This is a genomic window from Flavobacterium cupreum, from assembly GCF_003996965.1.
Lineage (GTDB): Bacteria > Bacteroidota > Bacteroidia > Flavobacteriales > Flavobacteriaceae > Flavobacterium > Flavobacterium cupreum.
In genome coordinates this window covers 89,375-107,709 of the sequence record NZ_QWDM01000016.1, presented here as the reverse complement: position 1 = coordinate 107,709, position 18,335 = coordinate 89,375, and the positions used below count along the sequence as shown (strand labels likewise).

Sequence of the window (18,335 nt, the reverse complement as noted above, 5' to 3'; positions counted from 1 at the left end):
AAGTCGCAAAAACGCAAAGTTTATATACCTGAAACTAAAAAAACTTAGGGCCTCAGTTTCTCAGAAACTCAGTTTGCTTTTGGATTGAAGTTTTGCTTGAAAAACGCAAAGGCGTAAAGTTTTTCGAAAAGTTAAGATTCAATAGCGTCCAGCTTTAGCTGGATGGGGAATATTGTCCATTTAAAAGGGCTTTTGCCGAATCTACATCATTTGGCTAAAGCCTTTTTTGCCTACATATTGTACCTCCAGCTAAAGCTGAAGGCTATTCAAAAAACTTTACCTCTTTGAAACTAAAAAAAAACCTTGAACTTTTGCCCTCTCTCTACCTTTGCACCTAAAAACTCAGTATTCTGTCTTTTCAAGCAAAGTCGAAAAGACGTAAAGTTCTAAACCTGAAAATAAAAAAACTTAGCATCTTAGCAACTCAGAACCTCTGCACCTTAAAAAAACCTTTGAACCTTTGCACCTCTGTAACTCTGCACCTAAAAACTTAGCACCTTAAAAACCTTAAAAAATAACCGTTGAATTCTTCACTTCACTAATCATGAACATACTTTGCGTGCTGCCGATGTGTTGCAGACTTGTCAGTTTCGTTACGAGGAATTCGCGGTAGGCCTCCATGTCTTTTACCAGCACTTTAAGAATATAGTCGTAGTCACCGCTTACATGGTGACATTCCAACACTTCATTAAGCTGAATCACTTCGCTCTCGAATTTGGTCAGGAATTCTTTGGTATGCTGAATCAATTTGAGATGACAGAAAACCACAAAGCCTCTGTCAATTTTGGTTTTATCGACTAATGCCACGTAGTTTTTGATTATTCCTTCACGCTCCAATTTTTTGATTCGTTCGTAAACCGCCGTTACCGAAAGATTAAGTTTTAGGGACAATTCCTTGGTTGTCTTTTTGCTGTCGGTTTGTAGTAAAACCAATAGTTTTTTATCGGTGGCGTCTAAAGTCATTTTTGTTGGTTTTAGGAGATGAAAGAAAATCTAGTAATTTGGACTTCACTAATCAAATTTAGATAAATAATCATTACTAAGAGACATTTATAGTTTTAAAATCTAATTACAACTCACATGATTGATTAATATTCTGATAAACTGTTATTTTGAACAGGATTTATTTTGAAAACGAGTTTCATAGCCCAGATTGAAGTGGAAAGCCCGGAATAAAAAAGGCAAAAGTTTCTTGTTGTAAAAAAGCGACCAACGGAAGCTCTTTTTACAACATTCGAAACTTGCCTTTTTCATGAGGACTTGAAACGGAAAGCTGGAAATAGCTCCCTATTCTTCGACTAAGCTCAGGATGACAATGCAATTCAACAACAAACAACAAACCATAAACAAAAACTAATGAAAGACTTTAACCCAGCCGACAAAATTCAGGATTTACAATATTTTGGTGAATTTGGCGGTGTGAATCCGTCGATTTCAGATTCATCGACTTATACTTTTCTTTCGGCAAAAACCATGTTTGACACTTTTGAGGGCAATATGGAAGGCTGTTACCTGTATTCACGCCATTCCTCGCCCAGTAACTTATACCTGGACCAGGCTTTGGCTGCTATGGAAGGTACAGAGACTGCGAATGTTTCGGCTTCGGGAATGGGTGCCATTACCCCTACTCTCCTGCAATTGTGCGGTGCAGGCGATCATATTGTTTCGAGCAGGACTATTTATGGGGGAACGTATGCTTTCCTTAAAAATTTCACACCTCGTTTTGGTATCGAAACCAGTTTTGTAGACATTACCAAATTAGATGTTGTAGAAGCCGCTATTACGCCAAATACAAAAGCGCTGTATTGCGAAACCGTAAGTAACCCTTTATTGGAAGTGGCGGATATTGCCGGCTTAGCTAAAATTGCAAAAAAATACAACCTCAAATTAGTGGTAGACAATACGTTTTCGCCTTTATCGGTTTCTCCGGCAAAACTGGGCGCTGATATCGTGATTCACAGTCTGACCAAATATATAAACGGGAGCAGCGATACGGTGGGCGGTGTGACCTGTGCTTCTAAGGAGTTTATCAATTCCTTAAAAAATGTAAACAGCGGTGCAAGCATGCTCTTAGGCCCTACTATGGACAGTCTGCGTTCTGCGAGTGTGATGAAAAATCTTCGTACCCTTCATATCCGTGTGAAACAACACAGCCATAATGCGCATTTTCTGGCCGATCAATTTGAAGCTGACGGGTTAAAAACGATTTATCCGGGATTAAAAAGCCACCCGAGCCATGAATTGTACAAAACGATGATTAATCCGGAATATGGTTTTGGCGGTATGATGACGATTGATGTGGGCACTCTTGACAAAGCCAACGAATTGATGGAATTAATGCAGGCTCGAAATCTGGGCTACCTGGCAGTAAGTTTAGGTTTTTACAAAACGTTGTTTAGCGCACCGGGAACTTCAACGTCCAGTGAGATTCCGCTGGAAGAACAACAAGCAATGGGACTTACCGATGGTTTAATTCGTTTTTCTATTGGATTGGACAATGATATCCAGCGTACTTACGAGATGATGAAGGCTTGTATGGTAGAGCTTGGGATTTTGTAATTGGAATGATTATTCTTTTGCCACTAATTACACGAATTGCACGAATTAATCTGCATGCAAAAAATAGTTCGTGCAATTCGTATAATTATTGCCAAAAAAAACACTAAAAAGCCGTTCAGGAATAATTCCGGAACGGCTTTCTGTTATTTAGTTTTGCTCGTAATGCCTAAACGATTGCCAGTATTTATCTTTATAAATTTCATAGCTAATTTCAAAAGTGTGGTTGTACTTTTTGATGATCGCGTCTAAAACTTTTGGTGGTTTTCTAAACTCTTTACAGGCAAAGAAGATCTCTCTTTTTCCATTAGCTGTTTCTCTTCCAATATTTAAATAACCCTCTAAGTCTTTAAGATCAGCACTTATTTCATCTTCAATTTCATCCAATATTTTATAAGTTTCTTCATCAGGCATTCCGTTAGTATTACTTCCATCAAACGGAATAGTAATAATAACTACCCATGGATGTGATGCCTTTTTATCCCAGGTTAAAAGAGATGTATTCACAACAGCCAAGAGAACACCTTCTTCTTTTGTATTTCCCTCAAAGCCTGAATAATTATCATCTTCAGTATTGTGCCTGATTCCTTCATATTTCTCCACAAATTCTTTTTCTCTCCAGATTAAATAATCCTTTAATTTTTCTATTGGAATCAATTCTTCAGAAATTCCATCATTTCCGGACATTTTCATATTATCTATTAAGGTCACGGACTGCAATTCACCTAAATAATTATCCAGGAAAATATAAACTCCGTTAGTTATTAACTGCTTCTTATCTTCTGTAAAATGATCATAAACGATCGTCAGATCAATTTCATCCGGATAGTCTTTATTTATCGTAGGATAAAATTTTAAATTATCAGCATTGAGTTTGAAATTTTCAAACTCAATTACAACATTTTTAATATCTACCGGAGGCTTAAGAGCAGTAAATTTCCAACCTTCAATTCTTGGTGCAGCATTTACTAACTCTTCTATTATATAAATATTCTTAATCACTCCGTCGGGCGTTAAAACTAATTCAGCTATTTGATCGTCAATCATTCCTGCCAAAAAATAAATCTCAGGGTGAATTTCTGCCAATTTTGGCCCCAATTTATCAAAGAAACCCTTTGGGATGTTTTCTCCCCTTTGAACAACATTAAAAAACTCTTTTTCATTTTTCAGAAACCAATTCCAAAAATCGCTATACGACCCTACTGAAGGTTGTTTTTTGCCCAGTATATTATCAAAAAAACTCATGTATTAAAAAATTAAATTAAAATTCTATACGACAAAAATAAGAAAAAACCTTCAATTACTACATAGGTATTTTATAAAAAACAAAAAAGCCGTTCTGATCTCTCAAAACGGCTTTCCTGTATAACTTTTAACTTTTAACTCCCAGCTTCCTCCGTAAAATTCAGTTTACTGTTTTTTCTGCTGAAGCCAAAGTAAATACAAAGGCCGATTAGCAGCCATACTGTAAAATAAATCCAGTTCCAGACACTTAATTCCGCCATCATATACAAACAGCAGATTAAGCCCAAAAGCGGAATTAATGATAATTTTTGTCTGAAAGCCCAAACGGTTAATCCGGCCAGCACAAATAAGAAAATCCACATTGGAATTTTGTGTTTGAATAAGCTGAATCCGCTTTCGTATTTTAATGAATCATCGATTGGCAACCCCTTTACTACTTCAGCGTATTTCGCATCATCAGACTGATATTGCCCTAACAAATGCTCCAAATCTGATGTTTCGGCAGTTTTATTCTGAACATCAATACTTTTTAAATAACTGAAAACTTTTTCAGAATCGTTTTTATCGAGTGAAGTAATGATGTCTGCCGAACTGTTGATTTGAGTTTCGTTTGTAATAAAACTCATGGTCGCTTTTTTGTTGTATCCGAAAGCAAATACCAGTCCGATAATAAGTAAAACCGGCATGATGTATTGTGAATTGACATAAGGTGTCTTGAATTTCCCTCTTGGTATTTCCGGTTTATTCTGTAACACCAAAACCCCTGCACATACTAAAACGAAGGCAAACAAAGTTCCTATACTGCATAAATCGGTTACCATAGTAAGATTTAAAAACAAAGCCGGAACCGCAACCACAAAACCGGTTACGATAGTCGCATAAGACGGCGTTTTAAATTTCGGATGTACTTTAGAGAAACGTTTTGGCAATAATCCGTCGCGGCTCATACTCATCCAGATACGCGGTTGTCCCATCTGGAAAACCAGTAAAACACTTGCCATGGCAATTACAGCACTTACGGCAATAATTCCGGACATCCATTTCAGATCTAATTTTTCGAATACGAAGGCTAACGGGTCACCAACATTTAATTGGTTATAACTTACCATTCCGGTCAGCACCAAAGCAATGGCAATATATAAAATAGTACATATGATAATAGCCCACATCATTCCGCGTGGTAAATCACGCTGTGGATTTTTACATTCTTCTGCCGTAGTAGAAATGGCATCAAAACCGATATAAGCAAAAAATACGGCTGAAACTCCTTTCAATACACCACTTACCCCGTTTGGTGCAAACGGATCCCAATTGGCCGTATCTACATAAAATACACCCACTGCAATTACCAGCAGTACAATACAAAGTTTCACGACCACCATTACATTACTGGCGTTACGGGATTCTTTCATTCCGCGGTAAATCAATGCTGTAATTAAGATAATGATTAGTAAAGCCGGAAGATCGGCTACAAAGTGAAACCTGCCAAATAATACCGGTGAAGTCGTCCAGGCGGTGTAAGCCGATTGTAAAGCGGGTTCTAAATTTGCGAATGCTTTTCCGCTGTGCATTAAAGCCGTTGCGTTATCAAATCCGTTTGAGGCGGTTAAGTAATCCATCTGAACCCATTGCGGGAGCTGAATACCTCCGCTGGCGAGGAGTCCTGTAAAATAATCACTCCACGATATGGCAACGGTTATATTTCCGACCGAATATTCCATAATCAGCGCCCAGCCAATCACCCAGGCTATTATTTCTCCAAAAGCCACATACGAATAGGTATAAGCACTTCCTGAAACTGGCACCATCGATGCAAATTCTGCATAGGCAAATGCCGCAAAACTACAGGCAACGGCTGTAAAAAGGAACAAAAAGATTACTGCTGGTCCTCCGTCGGCACTGGCTTTACCGATTGTACTAAAGATTCCTGCCCCCACAATTGCAGCAATACCAAAAGCAGTTAAATCACGTGCTGTTAAGTGTTTTCCTAACGCATTATGACCGTCTGCCTCGTTTTTTGCAACTTGCTTCAGGATATCCTGTACGGTTTTTTTTCGAAATAAACTTGAAAATGCCATATATGGTTTTACGATTAAAAATTAATATAATTCTAACTTTATGCTTTTATTTTGCAAATAATGCAAATTTTATCCTGAAATCAAATATATAAAACGATTTTGTTTTAGCACGATTTTTTTCAACACAAATTGTTTTAATTTCCGGAACCTGTTTTTTTTATGGCACGCGGGTTTTACGGATTAAACAGGTTTACGCTGATTGTTTTTTTGCCACGGACTGCACGAATTTGCACAATTTTTTTTTTGCCACTGATTAAAAAGATTTACTTCCATTTTAATCTTTTTAATCCTGCAATCTGTGGCTGAACTTTTTTGCACATCCTGATAATTATCGGAATTAACCGCCCGCAGATTTTGCAGATTCCGCGGATAAAAATCTGTGTCAATCAATTTGATCCGTGTCATCCGTGGTTCGTGCGCTACTTTAGACAGCTTTTCAAAATACTTACCGGGTGCTGGGCTTCCCTGTTGGTGCCATCAAAAATCTGATGACGGCAGCTGGTTCCGGCCGCGGCGATTTTTACATTTTCGGCAGTCGCACGCACTTTAGGAAATAAAGTGTCCTCTCCCATTTGCATGCTGACCTGATAATGTTCTTTTTCATATCCAAAAGAACCCGCCATTCCGCAACATCCTGAATTATAAATCGTAACCAGATTGTTCTTCGGTAAATTCAGCATGGCAAAAGTCGCTTCTACAGAACTCAGTGATTTCTGATGACAGTGTCCGTGGATTTTAATTTCTCTCCTTTCCTCCGAAAATGACTCCGGTGTAATCTTACCGTCAAGAATTTCTCTTTTAAAGAATTCCTCTATGGTCAAAGCACTGTGAGACAACTTCTCTGCTGCTTCTTTATCATCTGCCAGGCGCAGGTATTCGTCCCTAAAAGTCAGAATTGCCGATGGTTCGATTCCGATCAAAGGTGCTTTTGCGGAAACCAAATCCTTAAAAATACCCACATTGGTATTGGCAATCTTTTTGGCTTCTTCCAGAAATCCTTTCGACAGATAGGTTCTGCCGCTTTCTTCGTGATCGACAACCAGAACTTCGTAGCCTAATTTTGTCAACAGTTCGAAAGCGTCGATACCGATATTGACGTCATAGTAATTGGTAAATTCATCATTAAACAAATACACCTGCCCGTTCGGGAAATCGTGATTTTGCTTTTTCTGATTGTTGTACCATTTTCTAAAAGTCTTTTTCGCCAGCAACGGAACCTGTCTTTCCGGCGCAATACCCATACTTTTCTTCACCAGCGACTGATTCGAAATAAAATTAGTGATCGATGGAAAAATGCTTCCCATTTTATTCAGTTTGGCATTGTGCGCAAAAATTTTGTTTCGGGTTGAAAATCCGTTTGCTTTTTGGTATTGGTATAAAAATTCGGCTTTTAAAGTGGCAACGTCTACATTACTCGGACATTCGCTGGCACAGGCTTTACAGCTTACACACAACTCAAAAACTTCGTAGAGTTCTTTCTGGTCAAATTTGTTTTCTTTTTCCGAATACGTCAGGTATTCACGCAATGCATTGGCTCTCGCACGCGTAGTTTCTTTTTCGTTTTTTGTGGCACGATAACTCGGACACATCGCTCCTCCTGCCGATGGCAATTTTCGGCAATCGCCCGAACCATTGCATTTTTCGGCCGCACGTAAAATCCCCAGACTGTCTGAAAAATCCTGAAAGGTTTTAATATCCGGCTCTGTCCTTCCTGATACCACACGATGGTTTTCGTCCATTTTTAAGGCGTTGACAATCTTTCCGATATTCAAAACCGAATTCGGGTCAAACGCTAATTTGATTCGTTTCAGCAGTTCATAATTCGTTTCGCCAATCATAAACGGAATAAATTCACCACGCACAATTCCGTCACCGTGTTCCCCACTTAGCGATCCCCTGTATTTTTTGACCAAAATCGCCACATCGGTCGCAATGGTTCTGAACAATTTTAAGTCCGAAGTTTTCTTCAGGTTCAAAACCGGACGCAGGTGCAATTCTCCTGCACCCGCATGCGCATAATAAATCGCTTCCTGACCGTGGCGCAGCATCATTGCCGAAAACTCCGCGATATATTCCGGCAGGTCGTTTACTTCAACTGCTGTGTCTTCAATAGAATCGGCTGCTTTATTATCGCCCACAATACTTCCCAAAAGCCCTAATCCGGCTTTTCTGAGTTCGTTTACTTTATCGATATCGGCTCCGTAAATTTTTACAAGTGCGTAACCAAAATTATTTTTTTCCAAATCGGCCGCCAGGGCATTCGCTTGATTTTCGGCATCTTCCGGATCGTTTGATGCTACTTCAAACATCATAATCGCTTTGGGTTCGCCCACCAAAAAGAACCTGTTTTTAATGTGTTCACGATTCGTTTTCGTACAATCCAAAATAGTATCGTCGATCATTTCGCAGGTATACAAATGGTGTTTCATAGCCACCACAACCGACTCCAGCGATTCGTGAATGCTGTGGTAATGGGCTACCACCATTATATTATGCACTGGTGGTAAATCGTCTACTTTAAGGGTTACTTCGGTTGTAAAGGCAAGTGTCCCTTCGCTGCCGCAAAGCAGTTTCCCCAGGTTTATGGTAGGTTCCGTTCCGCCAAACAAATCTGACTTCAGTAAAATATCAACGGCATAACCGGTATTTCTGCGGTGAATTTCCGGTTTCGGAAACTCCTTTACAATTTCGTCCTGCGTTGCTTTTACCGATAATTCGTCGTAAACGCTTTTGTATATTTTATTTTCTAAAGTATCGCCTTTGGTTTTTTCAATAAACTGAGCCGAAGTCAGTTCCTTAAAAACAACTTCAGAACCATCGCTCAGAATCGCTTTAATCTCTACAATTTTATCGCGCGTTACGCCGTATCGAATCGAAGTTGTTCCCGAAGAATTATTCCCGACCATTCCGCCAATCATGCAGCGGTTGGAAGTCGAAGTATTAGGACCGAAAAATACGCCATGCGGTTTCAGGAACAAATTCAGTTCGTCGCGAATCACACCGGGCTGAACCGTAACGGTTTTTTGAATGGGATCGAAATTCAGGATTTTGGTAAAGTTCTTCGAAACATCGACCACAATCCCGTCGCCCACCGTTTGTCCGGCCAGAGATGTTCCGGCTGTTCTGGGCGTAATCGAAACCTGGTGTCGTGCCGCAAAGCGAATCAGTTTTGTAATATCTTCATTGGTTTTAGGCAATGCAACCGCTTTGGGTTTGATCCGGTACACCGATGCATCGGTTGAATAAAGTGTTTTATGAAGATCATCGTATAAAAGTGTTCCTTCTAATGATGCTGATAATTGTTCTAACTCCTTAATTATTGACATTATAGCTGTTTTTTGGGCCTAAAAGTGTTTTACAAAAATAGTTATTTTTTAGGTTTATTTAATAGGTTCAGAGAGGCAAAGGAACAAAGGTTCAAAGGTTTTTCTTAGATTGTGTTTTTTTGTAATTTAACAAGTTGTCACCCTAATCGAAGCCGAAGGGTTGAAATTTGGAATTTATTTATTGGGATTTCATTTTTAATAAGGAGCTATTTCCTGCTGTCCTTCCAAATCTTTTGTGGCGAACCCCGCCACAAAAGGATTTTCCCTCCCATCAGGGCTAGGGCAGTTGGTTAATCACTTAAGATCGACAAATCTTCCCATATATCTACATAATTTCCGTCTTCTGCAATCAAAAATCTGGTTCCGGAAGGTAATCCTAAATAAGGAAGCACTATAGGAAAAAATTCTTCTAAATGTATTGCATGCATGGGTTTAAAAAAGTCATCGTCTTCAGAATATTCTCCGGCCCATATGTACCAACCTGTGGTACCTCCTTCTGCCCGATGCCTTAAAGCATGTATTGGCATTGTTTTACTTTTCTCTTTTATATCCAAAGAAATCACAACTTTTAAATACAAATCACAAGCTTCAAATTCAAATCCATATTTCTTACAAATTCTTTGTTGCTTTTTTATCAAATCCATTTCTATTTTTTTTTATAGTTAATTACAGTCATGCTTGGGTCAGCAAAGAAATTACATCAATATTCAACACTATAGTGTAAAACATAAACTTATCGCTGAACAAAAAATCAAGTCCTCAAAAAATGTCTCTTAAATTTTGTTTCTTTATTAAAATGCTGATCATTTGGAGGTAATGGGAGATATTAATCAGCGTGCGTTATACAATTTTAACGATACTTACTCCAATCTACTTGACCCATTAAGTAGAATGCATAAATCAAATTACTAATTATGAGCAAAATTATCCCAAATACGATCCAGCCTCCAATTATATTTTTTCTTTTAGAGTAATTGGCAAATTCGAAATTATATTTTTTCCAATTATGTTTATAGTCTAATGTGAAATAATTAAACGCAAAAATTATTATAGCAGGTACATAAATAATAGGCATTGAAAACGAAAGTTGAATACTTGTCTTTGTATAAATTCTATAATATGCTACGAATGAAAATAATCCCCATATTTGTAACGCGAGCATAACAAGACCGGCTTTAGATGATATAAGAGTTTCTCCTCCAAACGATTTTGAAGTATATTCTATAGAACGGTAAATCTTACAGAAAAAATAATAGTAACTTTTCTTTATAAATTTCATGATATTTTTAGTTTCATTGCACCCTGAAAGGCTTAGTAATTCCGATTTATAGCTTTGTTTTTCTCTATATAATCTTTCCTAATCGATTCCTAATCCCGCCCAGACTGCCGGATATCGTTTTGGATATCCGGCAGTCTGGGCGGGGTTTATACAATTTTAACGATATTGGCTCCAATCTACCTGACTCACTAAATAAAATGAAAAAATCAAATTAAATATTATGATTAAAATTATCCCAAATACGATCCAGCCTCCAATTCTATTTTTTCTCTTAGAATAATTGGCAAATTCACCATTATATTTTTTCCAATTATCTTTATAGTCTAATGTGAAATAATTAAACCCGACAATAATTAATAACGGTATATATATAATCGGCATTGAAAAGGTAATTTCCACAAACGTTTTTGAACAAATAGTATAATAATTACCAAATGAAAAAAATATCCATATTTCTAAAGCAATCATAACAACACCCGCCTTAAAAAATGTTAGGAACTTCCCTCCTGATAATTCTGAAGTAAATTCTATAGAACGGTAAATCCTGTAGAAAAAATAATAGTAACTTTTCTTTATAAATTTCATGATATTTTTAATTTCATTGCACCCGGAAAGGCTTAGTAATTCCGATTTATAGCTTTGTTTTTCTCTATATAATCTTTCCTAATCTATTCCTAATCCCACCCAGACTGCCGGATATCGTTTTGGATATCCGGGCGATCGGGTCTGGTTTATACAATTTTAACGATATTGGCTCCAATCTATCTGACTCATTAAATACAATGCATAAATCAAATTACTGATTATAAGCAAAATTATTCCAAACACGATCCAGCCTGCAATACGATTTTTTTTCTTAGAGTAATTGGCAAATTCAGTATTATATTGTTTCCATTTACCTTTGTAATCTAATGTAAAATAATTAAAAACAAAAAGTAGTATTAATGGTATATAGACAATAGGCATTGAAATCGAAAGCTGCATACTTGTTTTTGTATAAATTCTATAATATGCTACGAATGAAAATAATACCCACGCTTCTAAAGCGAGCATAACAAGACCGGCTTTAGATGATATAAGAGTTTCTCCTCCAAACGATTTTGAAGTATATTCTATAGAACGGTAAATTTTATAGAAAAAATAATAGTAACTTTTCTTAATGAATTTCATAATACTTAAAATTTCATGGCGCCCGGAAAGGCTTGGTAATTTGGGTTTATAGCTTTATTCTCCCGATATAATCTTTCCTGATCTATTGCTAATCCCCCCCAGCCTTTCGGATAAAAAGCGTCAATACCAAAATAAAGTGTAGAAGGAACAGTCATCAAAGCACTTCCATAAGTTCCCATAGCCCCCATAATTGTGTTTAACCCTGCTTTTGCCGGATGAACAGCATTAGGAGAATTGGGATCATCTAAATAATTCAGTATGCCAAAACCATCCATAGCAAGCCCAAAATAAAAAGAGCCTTTACCTATTATTCCTGCCCATTGTCCCACTTTAGATATTGGAATTGTTGCTTTTGTCATTGGAGAATCTCTAAACAAACTAAGGTTTCTCCCTGTTAATGGGTAATTTCCTAAAAGTCCTCTTCTAATACCATCTGCATACATACGTTCTGAGTTTAGTGTTCCTTTTATAGTTCCAATACCAGAAGCAGTCGCAAATCCCCAATTTACTTTACCAACTGGTCCGTACCAGTCTACTACATTTGAGTTATTATCACTTACTGGTGCTCCTACACTACTATTACTACCTACAAAAGAATGAATATCATTCCCCGACCCTACAGCACTAAATCCCAACACAGGAGGTTTATTATAATTATCCAGATAATTATTGGTCAAATTTGTCGCCACTGCTGAGGCTCCTGCTGATGCCCCTGCTGCGCCAATACTAATAAAAGCCGAAGAATTCCATTTGGCAGGGTTTAATTCGCCTCCGCTGGCATAGGCACCTATTATATATCCTGATAAAAGGTAACCCAAAAATACGTTTATAAATTCACCGCTTGGGTCTGTATATTTAAGAGGATTGTTTAAAACATATCCGTAACGATTGTAATTCTGCGTATTAAACGGATCCTGAATATTGTTGTCCGGCTGTAAAAAACAATGCAGATTAGGATCGTAAATACGACCGTTCATGTTGATGAGACCCACACTTTGTATATGCTCATGTCCGGTGTATCCCCTGTCTAAAATGGTTAGTCCCGATAGCGGCATACCGGCTCCGTTCTGTACCTTTTGTATACTACCCCATGCATCAAACAATCGCTTTTCAACCACTGATCCTGACTGATTGGTAATGGCCACTATCGAACCCTGATAATCCCGGTGTAAATATAAATAATTTTGATTGCTTCCGCCGTCGCTCCTGAATACTACAGGTGCTGTATACCCATCACCGCCGATATATGTGGTAAATTCAACTGCTCCTGTTGTTTTATTTTCCTTAATTTCCATGGTACCGTCAGCGGAATAGTGTTTTCGGTTAGGTCGCAAGAGTTTATCCTGCACTCCGCCGTAAAACATCGTACTTCGTTCATTATGATCATTGTAATTAAAACTTACTTTCTCAAGACCCGTTTCTTCTATTTGCTCGGGACTATTAAAAGCAGTATACGTAATGATCTGAGCTGGTTTGGCCTGATAATAAGGCAAGGCTTTTGCCGTAAGATCAACTGACGAGTGCTGATATACTTTTCCGCTGGTCGAATACGTGTAAACGCCCTGCTCATTTGACGTAATTCTGCCTTTGTCATCATATCCCTGGGCAATCGTGCTTTTTTGCAGCCCAATCACATTGTCAATCTGAATGACGTTGTAGGCAGGAGAACTCGTTTTCTCGATTAGTAACGTTAAATCACTGTATTTTGTAACGGTGTGATTTATAGTGATGGTTTTCGATGACGTTAGTGTCGCTTTAAAAATTTTAACTTTTTCCAGCGTTACCGGATCTTGTTCCTGGATATACGCAATAAAAAGGTCTGAACCCACAAATTTTCTTAAATCAAATGTCAGCGTTATTTGATCCCCTATAGCTTTACCTGTAAGTAATGTTTTTTTCACTGCAACACCACTATCCGAAATCTCCGCAACAAGACTGCCTCCGGACACACTTAATTTTCCTTTTTCGGTTTGATATCCTTCTGTACTGTGGGTACTAAAGGTACTGTTTAGAAACTGTCCGGTTGTGGTAGTAGCCGTAAGCCGGTCTAACGAATCATAGTTAAAGTCCTCAGCAAAATTAAAAAGACTGTTTTTTCTATTTTTCAAATTTCCGGTTTGAGGATCAAAAGAGGTTTCCAGTTTTAGTATACTTGTTGTTCCTAAACTAAAATCTTTACTGTTGATATAGCCGGCATCATTATATGAATTCGTTACTTTTATGCCATTGCCATAGGTACCGGAAAGCAGCGATCCGTTTGGACTGATATTGTCCGTTTGCCATAAGACGGTTGCATTATCCCTGATTTGGTAGGGGCTGCCGTTTTTATAGGTTTTTGTAATCGTTTTGCTACTTGTCTTACCGGTAGTTGTTGCCGCAGTATAGGTTTCCGTACTTACCCTTCCAAAAGCATCGTAGCCGAAAATTTTAGTGAAGGTGGCATAGGGAGTCGTTTCAATCACCTTGTGGACTCTTTGCCAATTGTCGTATACATACGAGTTACTTATAGTTGTACTTCCGTTTTTAAAGTCCGTAAAGGTACTGCCCGTTAATAGTTTTGTGGCCGGATTATAGACATACGTCGTTTTGGAATTCGTTTTTGGCCCTGTAATTGTTTTCTCTTCCGGCTTTCCGAAGGCATTTAATTTATAATTGGTAATTCCGTTGCTGTTTTCCTCTTTAATAAGTTCATCAAAGTCATTGTAAGTATATTTAATGATTCCTGCAGAAGGATCCACAAGTCGTGTTTTCCTGCCCCATTTATCCTGAAGTATGCTTGTTTTTATCCCGTCATAATCGGTTTCTTTCAGATTACCGTTTGCATAATAACTATAATTTATTGTACCGCCCGGAGTATCGGTTACCCCAACCACATTTCCGATGGCATCCTTAACTGTCGTTTTTGACTTTGTGCCATCATTTACCGTGGTACGCAAACCGGAATAAGTAATTTTGGTGGTTTTTCCGGTGAACGAAATGTTTTCGGTAACCCTGCCGTAACTATCATATTTCGTTTCGTTCCATTGGCGTGGAACGTTTCCGAAATACGGTTCGCTTACTTTATACTTTCGATCGTAAATGTCATACATAGCGTATACGAAAGAGAAATTCCCCGTGCTGTTTTTACTGCCTTCTCTTACTTTTCTGCCCCAACCGTCAAAGGTTTCCATTGTGGCACTGCCATCTTCTGCGGTTGCCGTAATGGTATTGCCCAGAAAATTTGAATAAGCATAGGTAATGGTTTTACCCAGATAGTTTGTTGCTTTTGTTTTTCGGAACCAGGCATCATACTCATATGTTGCCGTTTGTCCGTACGGATTGGTCTCTATGTGCAGCGTGCCATTTGGATAGTATATAAAAGTAGTTCGTAAAGACTCAATATCTGTTTTTGCTGTCAGAAACCTGCCCGAAGTGTCATAGGCCCAGCTTGCCGTCCTCGAATTTGGTCCCGCCGTAATTTTTTTCGAAATGATATTTCCAAATAAATCATAGCTGTTATCTTCTATGATGTAGCTGGTGGTGGCATCAGCCCTTTTCTTAACCTGAGAGAGTAATTGCTGCGGATTATAGCTATAAACTTCCTCACTAGTTGCCACATCGCCGTTGTAAAAAATTGTTTGCTTTTTACTTTTGGGCCTGCCCACAAGGTAAGGACCTGCAGCAGAATCCTGATACTCCACATCGGTTTCTGTTTTTTGTACTACAGCCAATGCTGCATCTTTTACTACACTTGTTATTTTAGTCGGATTATTCGTGGCATTATATGCTGTTGTGGTTTCCGTTCGGATCCCGGCCAGGCCATCAAAGTCAGCTGTTGCTATATTTACAAGTTTAAAAACTTTATTTGGCTGTAAGGCTTCTTCGGGTCTGTTATACCTAAGTTTCGATTGTGATATAAAAGATGCCGGCGTTTCAGCAGAAGGCAATACCATGCCTTCCACGCTGTAATTTTCAACATTTGCCCCTCTTAAAAGAAAATTATTTTTGGAAACAGTTGAAATTATTGCAGTGTCAAAATGATCATATCTATTGGTTCTCATGGTGGCCTGAAAACCTAAAAAACCCAAACCTTCCACATTTAACATGGCGCCATAATACCTAAATATCTTTTTTGACGGCCCGTTATTGGGATAATCAATTTGCGACACCACCTTAAATTCCGGGCTGTATTGAATACTCAGGTTCGGATAAAGCTGTGGGCTGCCCGCTTCATAAACACCATTTCCGTTTTTTAAGGCACTATAGGTCAGATTTTCCTTTACTCCATTGCCCAAAGTAATACTACTTAGTAAATGCTGATCGGAAACATAATTCGTACAGGAAAAAATCGAAATTCTGGCACTTCCCGTATTCTCAGCGGCGCCAATCAGAGCCAGTTCTGTATTTAAAATATTTTTTTTCTTTATCGTAGCCAATTGTACATAATTAAATGCATTATCATTCGATGGATCGGTATCATTCTTATAGGTTTGCAGCATCTTATCAAAACCAAAAGAATTCCAGGAAGCCGCGTTAACTCCGGGTCTGTAATAGGAGTCGATTTTAATTCCATAATCGTAATTGTACCTGTAGGTTTGTACATTACGCACATACCATTTACCTCCTGATTGATACATTTCCTGAACGGTATATTTTTCTTTATATTCCGTTCTTTTGGGTTCTAGCCGAACGATATCCGACCTGCCGTCGTTATTGGAATCCACAGACATGAAACTTACCGTATACGGATAGACCAGCGCAGGAAAAGATGCGGGCAAAAATTCTTCTGTAAAATATATTCCTGCTGTAGCAATTAGTACTTTCTTAAGCGCCACCAATAAAATATCACTTTTGCCATCCCCATTATAATCCCCGATTACAATAGGAAAACGTTGAACTCCCGTCCCTGCAATGGTCGTATTGATACCGGCTGTGTGTTGCTGAAAGAAAGTGCTGCCAAGATCTCCCGGCAAGTCCTGTTTCCAGCTAATGATTTCTGTTAATTTACCCGCTGTCAGCGTATAGCCTTTAATATCATTGTATGGAGAACCCCTGAAAAGAATCAGATCCATTTTTCCATCGCCATTAATATCCCCTTTTTGAAGTATGGAGGAACCGGTAATGACGGCCAATCCGTTTGAAACATTGGGAACCAGATTAAACGTTTTAACTCCGGTAGGCAGAGATCCAATGCTGGTTACAAAATTTGACGTGACCCTTCTGTCGAAATTAAAAAATTCAACCTGACTAACACCGTTCACTTCATGATGCACGCGAATCACGTCCGTTAAATTATCTCCATCAAAATCACCCGTAAATAACCCGCCGGTATTTTGATTCTCTCCTCTCAGGGCTACTGTTGTACCGGAATGAAATGTTCTTTCATAATCCAATACCACTTTTTTTGAATCAGGGTTATAATTAAAAATCTTATACCTGTAATCTGCTTCACTGTTACTTACATTAAGGGAATAAAACCTTTGATTTTTGGGGATTTTTAAGTCCTTGTCCAACACATTGATAATGCCGCCCGGAAACTCTCCCGCCGGAAGACCTAATGACAATAAACCGGTGCTCGAAACCTCCTGAACGGAGTAATCATCTGCGATTTCACCCACAGTAATGCCGTTTTTTCTAAGCAATAACTCATTTTCACCGTCGCCGTCAAAATCACCCGACAGGGTTTGTGCAATACCTTCTGTGGTAAATTTATTGACACTGGTATGGGTCAGTTCCATTGACGGTACATAAGCCGTTTGATTTTCGGCATAGGTGAAAACGGTTGGGTTGAGGCTTTTTGAATTATCTCCTGTTTTTTCCGTAAGGGCAGTTAATCTTTCATAGCCAAGCGAGGAATGATCGTAGCTCAGCGTATAATTGCGAAAACCAGCTCCTGAACTTTTCGTCGCGATACCAGTTAACAGCAAATCATCGCGTACCTGCTGTCCGGCAATTAACTGAATGTCCTGTTTGAATTTATTGGTATAGGTAAAAATTATTTCATTTGGAGCCGTGCCGTCATTTTTCGCACCATATTTAACAGAGGCCACATTCAGGGTATTGTTATTGTGCGGAAAATACGAATAACTGATCCTCAGCCCCTGGGCATTTTCCCAATAGGTAATTGCATAATGAATGGCACCGCGGGAATTAGAATTGTTTCCTCTTTCGTATCCATAATACGCTTTGGAACCGTCCGGGTACTCCGCCATAAAAAATTCCGGACCAATATCACGGTTAGTCGATATGGCGCCATAGGAGGTAACTTTTACATTAGAATAATTTTCGGTTTCATATACGGTGCCGTTTCGGCCGTAAAGTGATTGCTGTCCGTTTTTTACCAGTAAACGCTGACCGTCCAGGGCATAATTATCAGAACTAGAATAAGTAATGGTACCTGCATTGCCATTGTGAAATCGGGTTGACGGAATGCGGGTAATGGTTGAAATACCACCTATATTCCAGCCGTATCCTGCCGCTCCGTTTCCGGACTGGCTATTGTACACTAAATTTATTTGGGGTACCACTCCGTTAATTCCGGGTGGTACCTTAATCGGAATTTTGTAATTAGCCGCACCGCTGAGCGAAACAGACAATTCTCCTTCCGTCACACCCACTTCTGTTGAAGAACCGGTGGGCGTTGTCTGGGCATTGACGAATAAACCCAATAAAAAAAAAAGGACAAAGTAAAAACTTTTCATA

Annotated in this window: 9 protein-coding genes; 1 reads left to right on the top strand and 8 read right to left on the bottom strand. The window is 38.6% G+C overall.

The features are described from left to right. Window positions 1–507: 507 nt before the first annotated feature. Window positions 508–963 (bottom strand): Lrp/AsnC family transcriptional regulator, encoded by a 456-nt coding sequence (locus D0817_RS20500; protein WP_127340225.1) that lies wholly within the window; start codon window positions 961–963, stop codon window positions 508–510. Window positions 964–1,356: 393 nt separating this feature from the next. Between D0817_RS20500 and D0817_RS20495 the strand changes: the two genes are divergently transcribed. Further along, entirely contained in the window at window positions 1,357–2,559 is a 1,203-nt protein-coding gene (locus D0817_RS20495) for an aminotransferase class I/II-fold pyridoxal phosphate-dependent enzyme (protein ID WP_127340224.1), read from the top strand. Between the two features lie 147 nt (window positions 2,560–2,706). Here the strand turns inward: D0817_RS20495 and D0817_RS20490 are convergent, their stop codons facing one another. From D0817_RS20490 to D0817_RS20460, 7 genes are all read right to left on the bottom strand, one after another. Next, complete coding sequence (locus tag D0817_RS20490) at window positions 2,707–3,801, bottom strand: DUF695 domain-containing protein (protein WP_127340223.1); 1,095 nt, start codon at window positions 3,799–3,801, stop codon at window positions 2,707–2,709. 134 nt (window positions 3,802–3,935) lie between these two features. Next, window positions 3,936–5,879: an amino acid permease gene (locus D0817_RS20485; protein ID WP_127340222.1), complete on the bottom strand. Its 1,944-nt coding sequence runs from the start codon at window positions 5,877–5,879 to the stop codon at window positions 3,936–3,938. A 419-nt stretch (window positions 5,880–6,298) separates the two neighbouring features. Beyond that, complete coding sequence (locus D0817_RS20480) at window positions 6,299–9,205, bottom strand: FAD-binding and (Fe-S)-binding domain-containing protein (protein ID WP_127340221.1); 2,907 nt, start codon at window positions 9,203–9,205, stop codon at window positions 6,299–6,301. A gap of 290 nt (window positions 9,206–9,495) precedes the next feature. Beyond that, window positions 9,496–9,849, bottom strand: a complete 354-nt coding sequence (locus D0817_RS20475; RefSeq protein ID WP_127340220.1) for an immunity protein Imm33 domain-containing protein — start codon at window positions 9,847–9,849, stop codon at window positions 9,496–9,498. A 791-nt stretch (window positions 9,850–10,640) separates the two neighbouring features. Next, complete coding sequence (locus D0817_RS20470) at window positions 10,641–11,069, bottom strand: hypothetical protein (protein ID WP_127340219.1); 429 nt, start codon at window positions 11,067–11,069, stop codon at window positions 10,641–10,643. Window positions 11,070–11,225: 156 nt separating this feature from the next. Next, window positions 11,226–11,654 carry a hypothetical protein gene (locus D0817_RS20465; RefSeq protein WP_127340218.1) on the bottom strand — a complete coding sequence of 143 codons (429 nt, stop codon included), beginning with the start codon at window positions 11,652–11,654 and terminating at the stop codon, window positions 11,226–11,228. Between the two features lie 5 nt (window positions 11,655–11,659). Continuing rightward, the gene (locus D0817_RS20460) at window positions 11,660–18,334 is read right to left on the bottom strand and encodes an RHS repeat-associated core domain-containing protein (RefSeq protein WP_161568451.1); all 6,675 of its coding nucleotides are present in this window, start codon (window positions 18,332–18,334) and stop codon (window positions 11,660–11,662) included. Window position 18,335 lies beyond the last annotated feature (1 nt).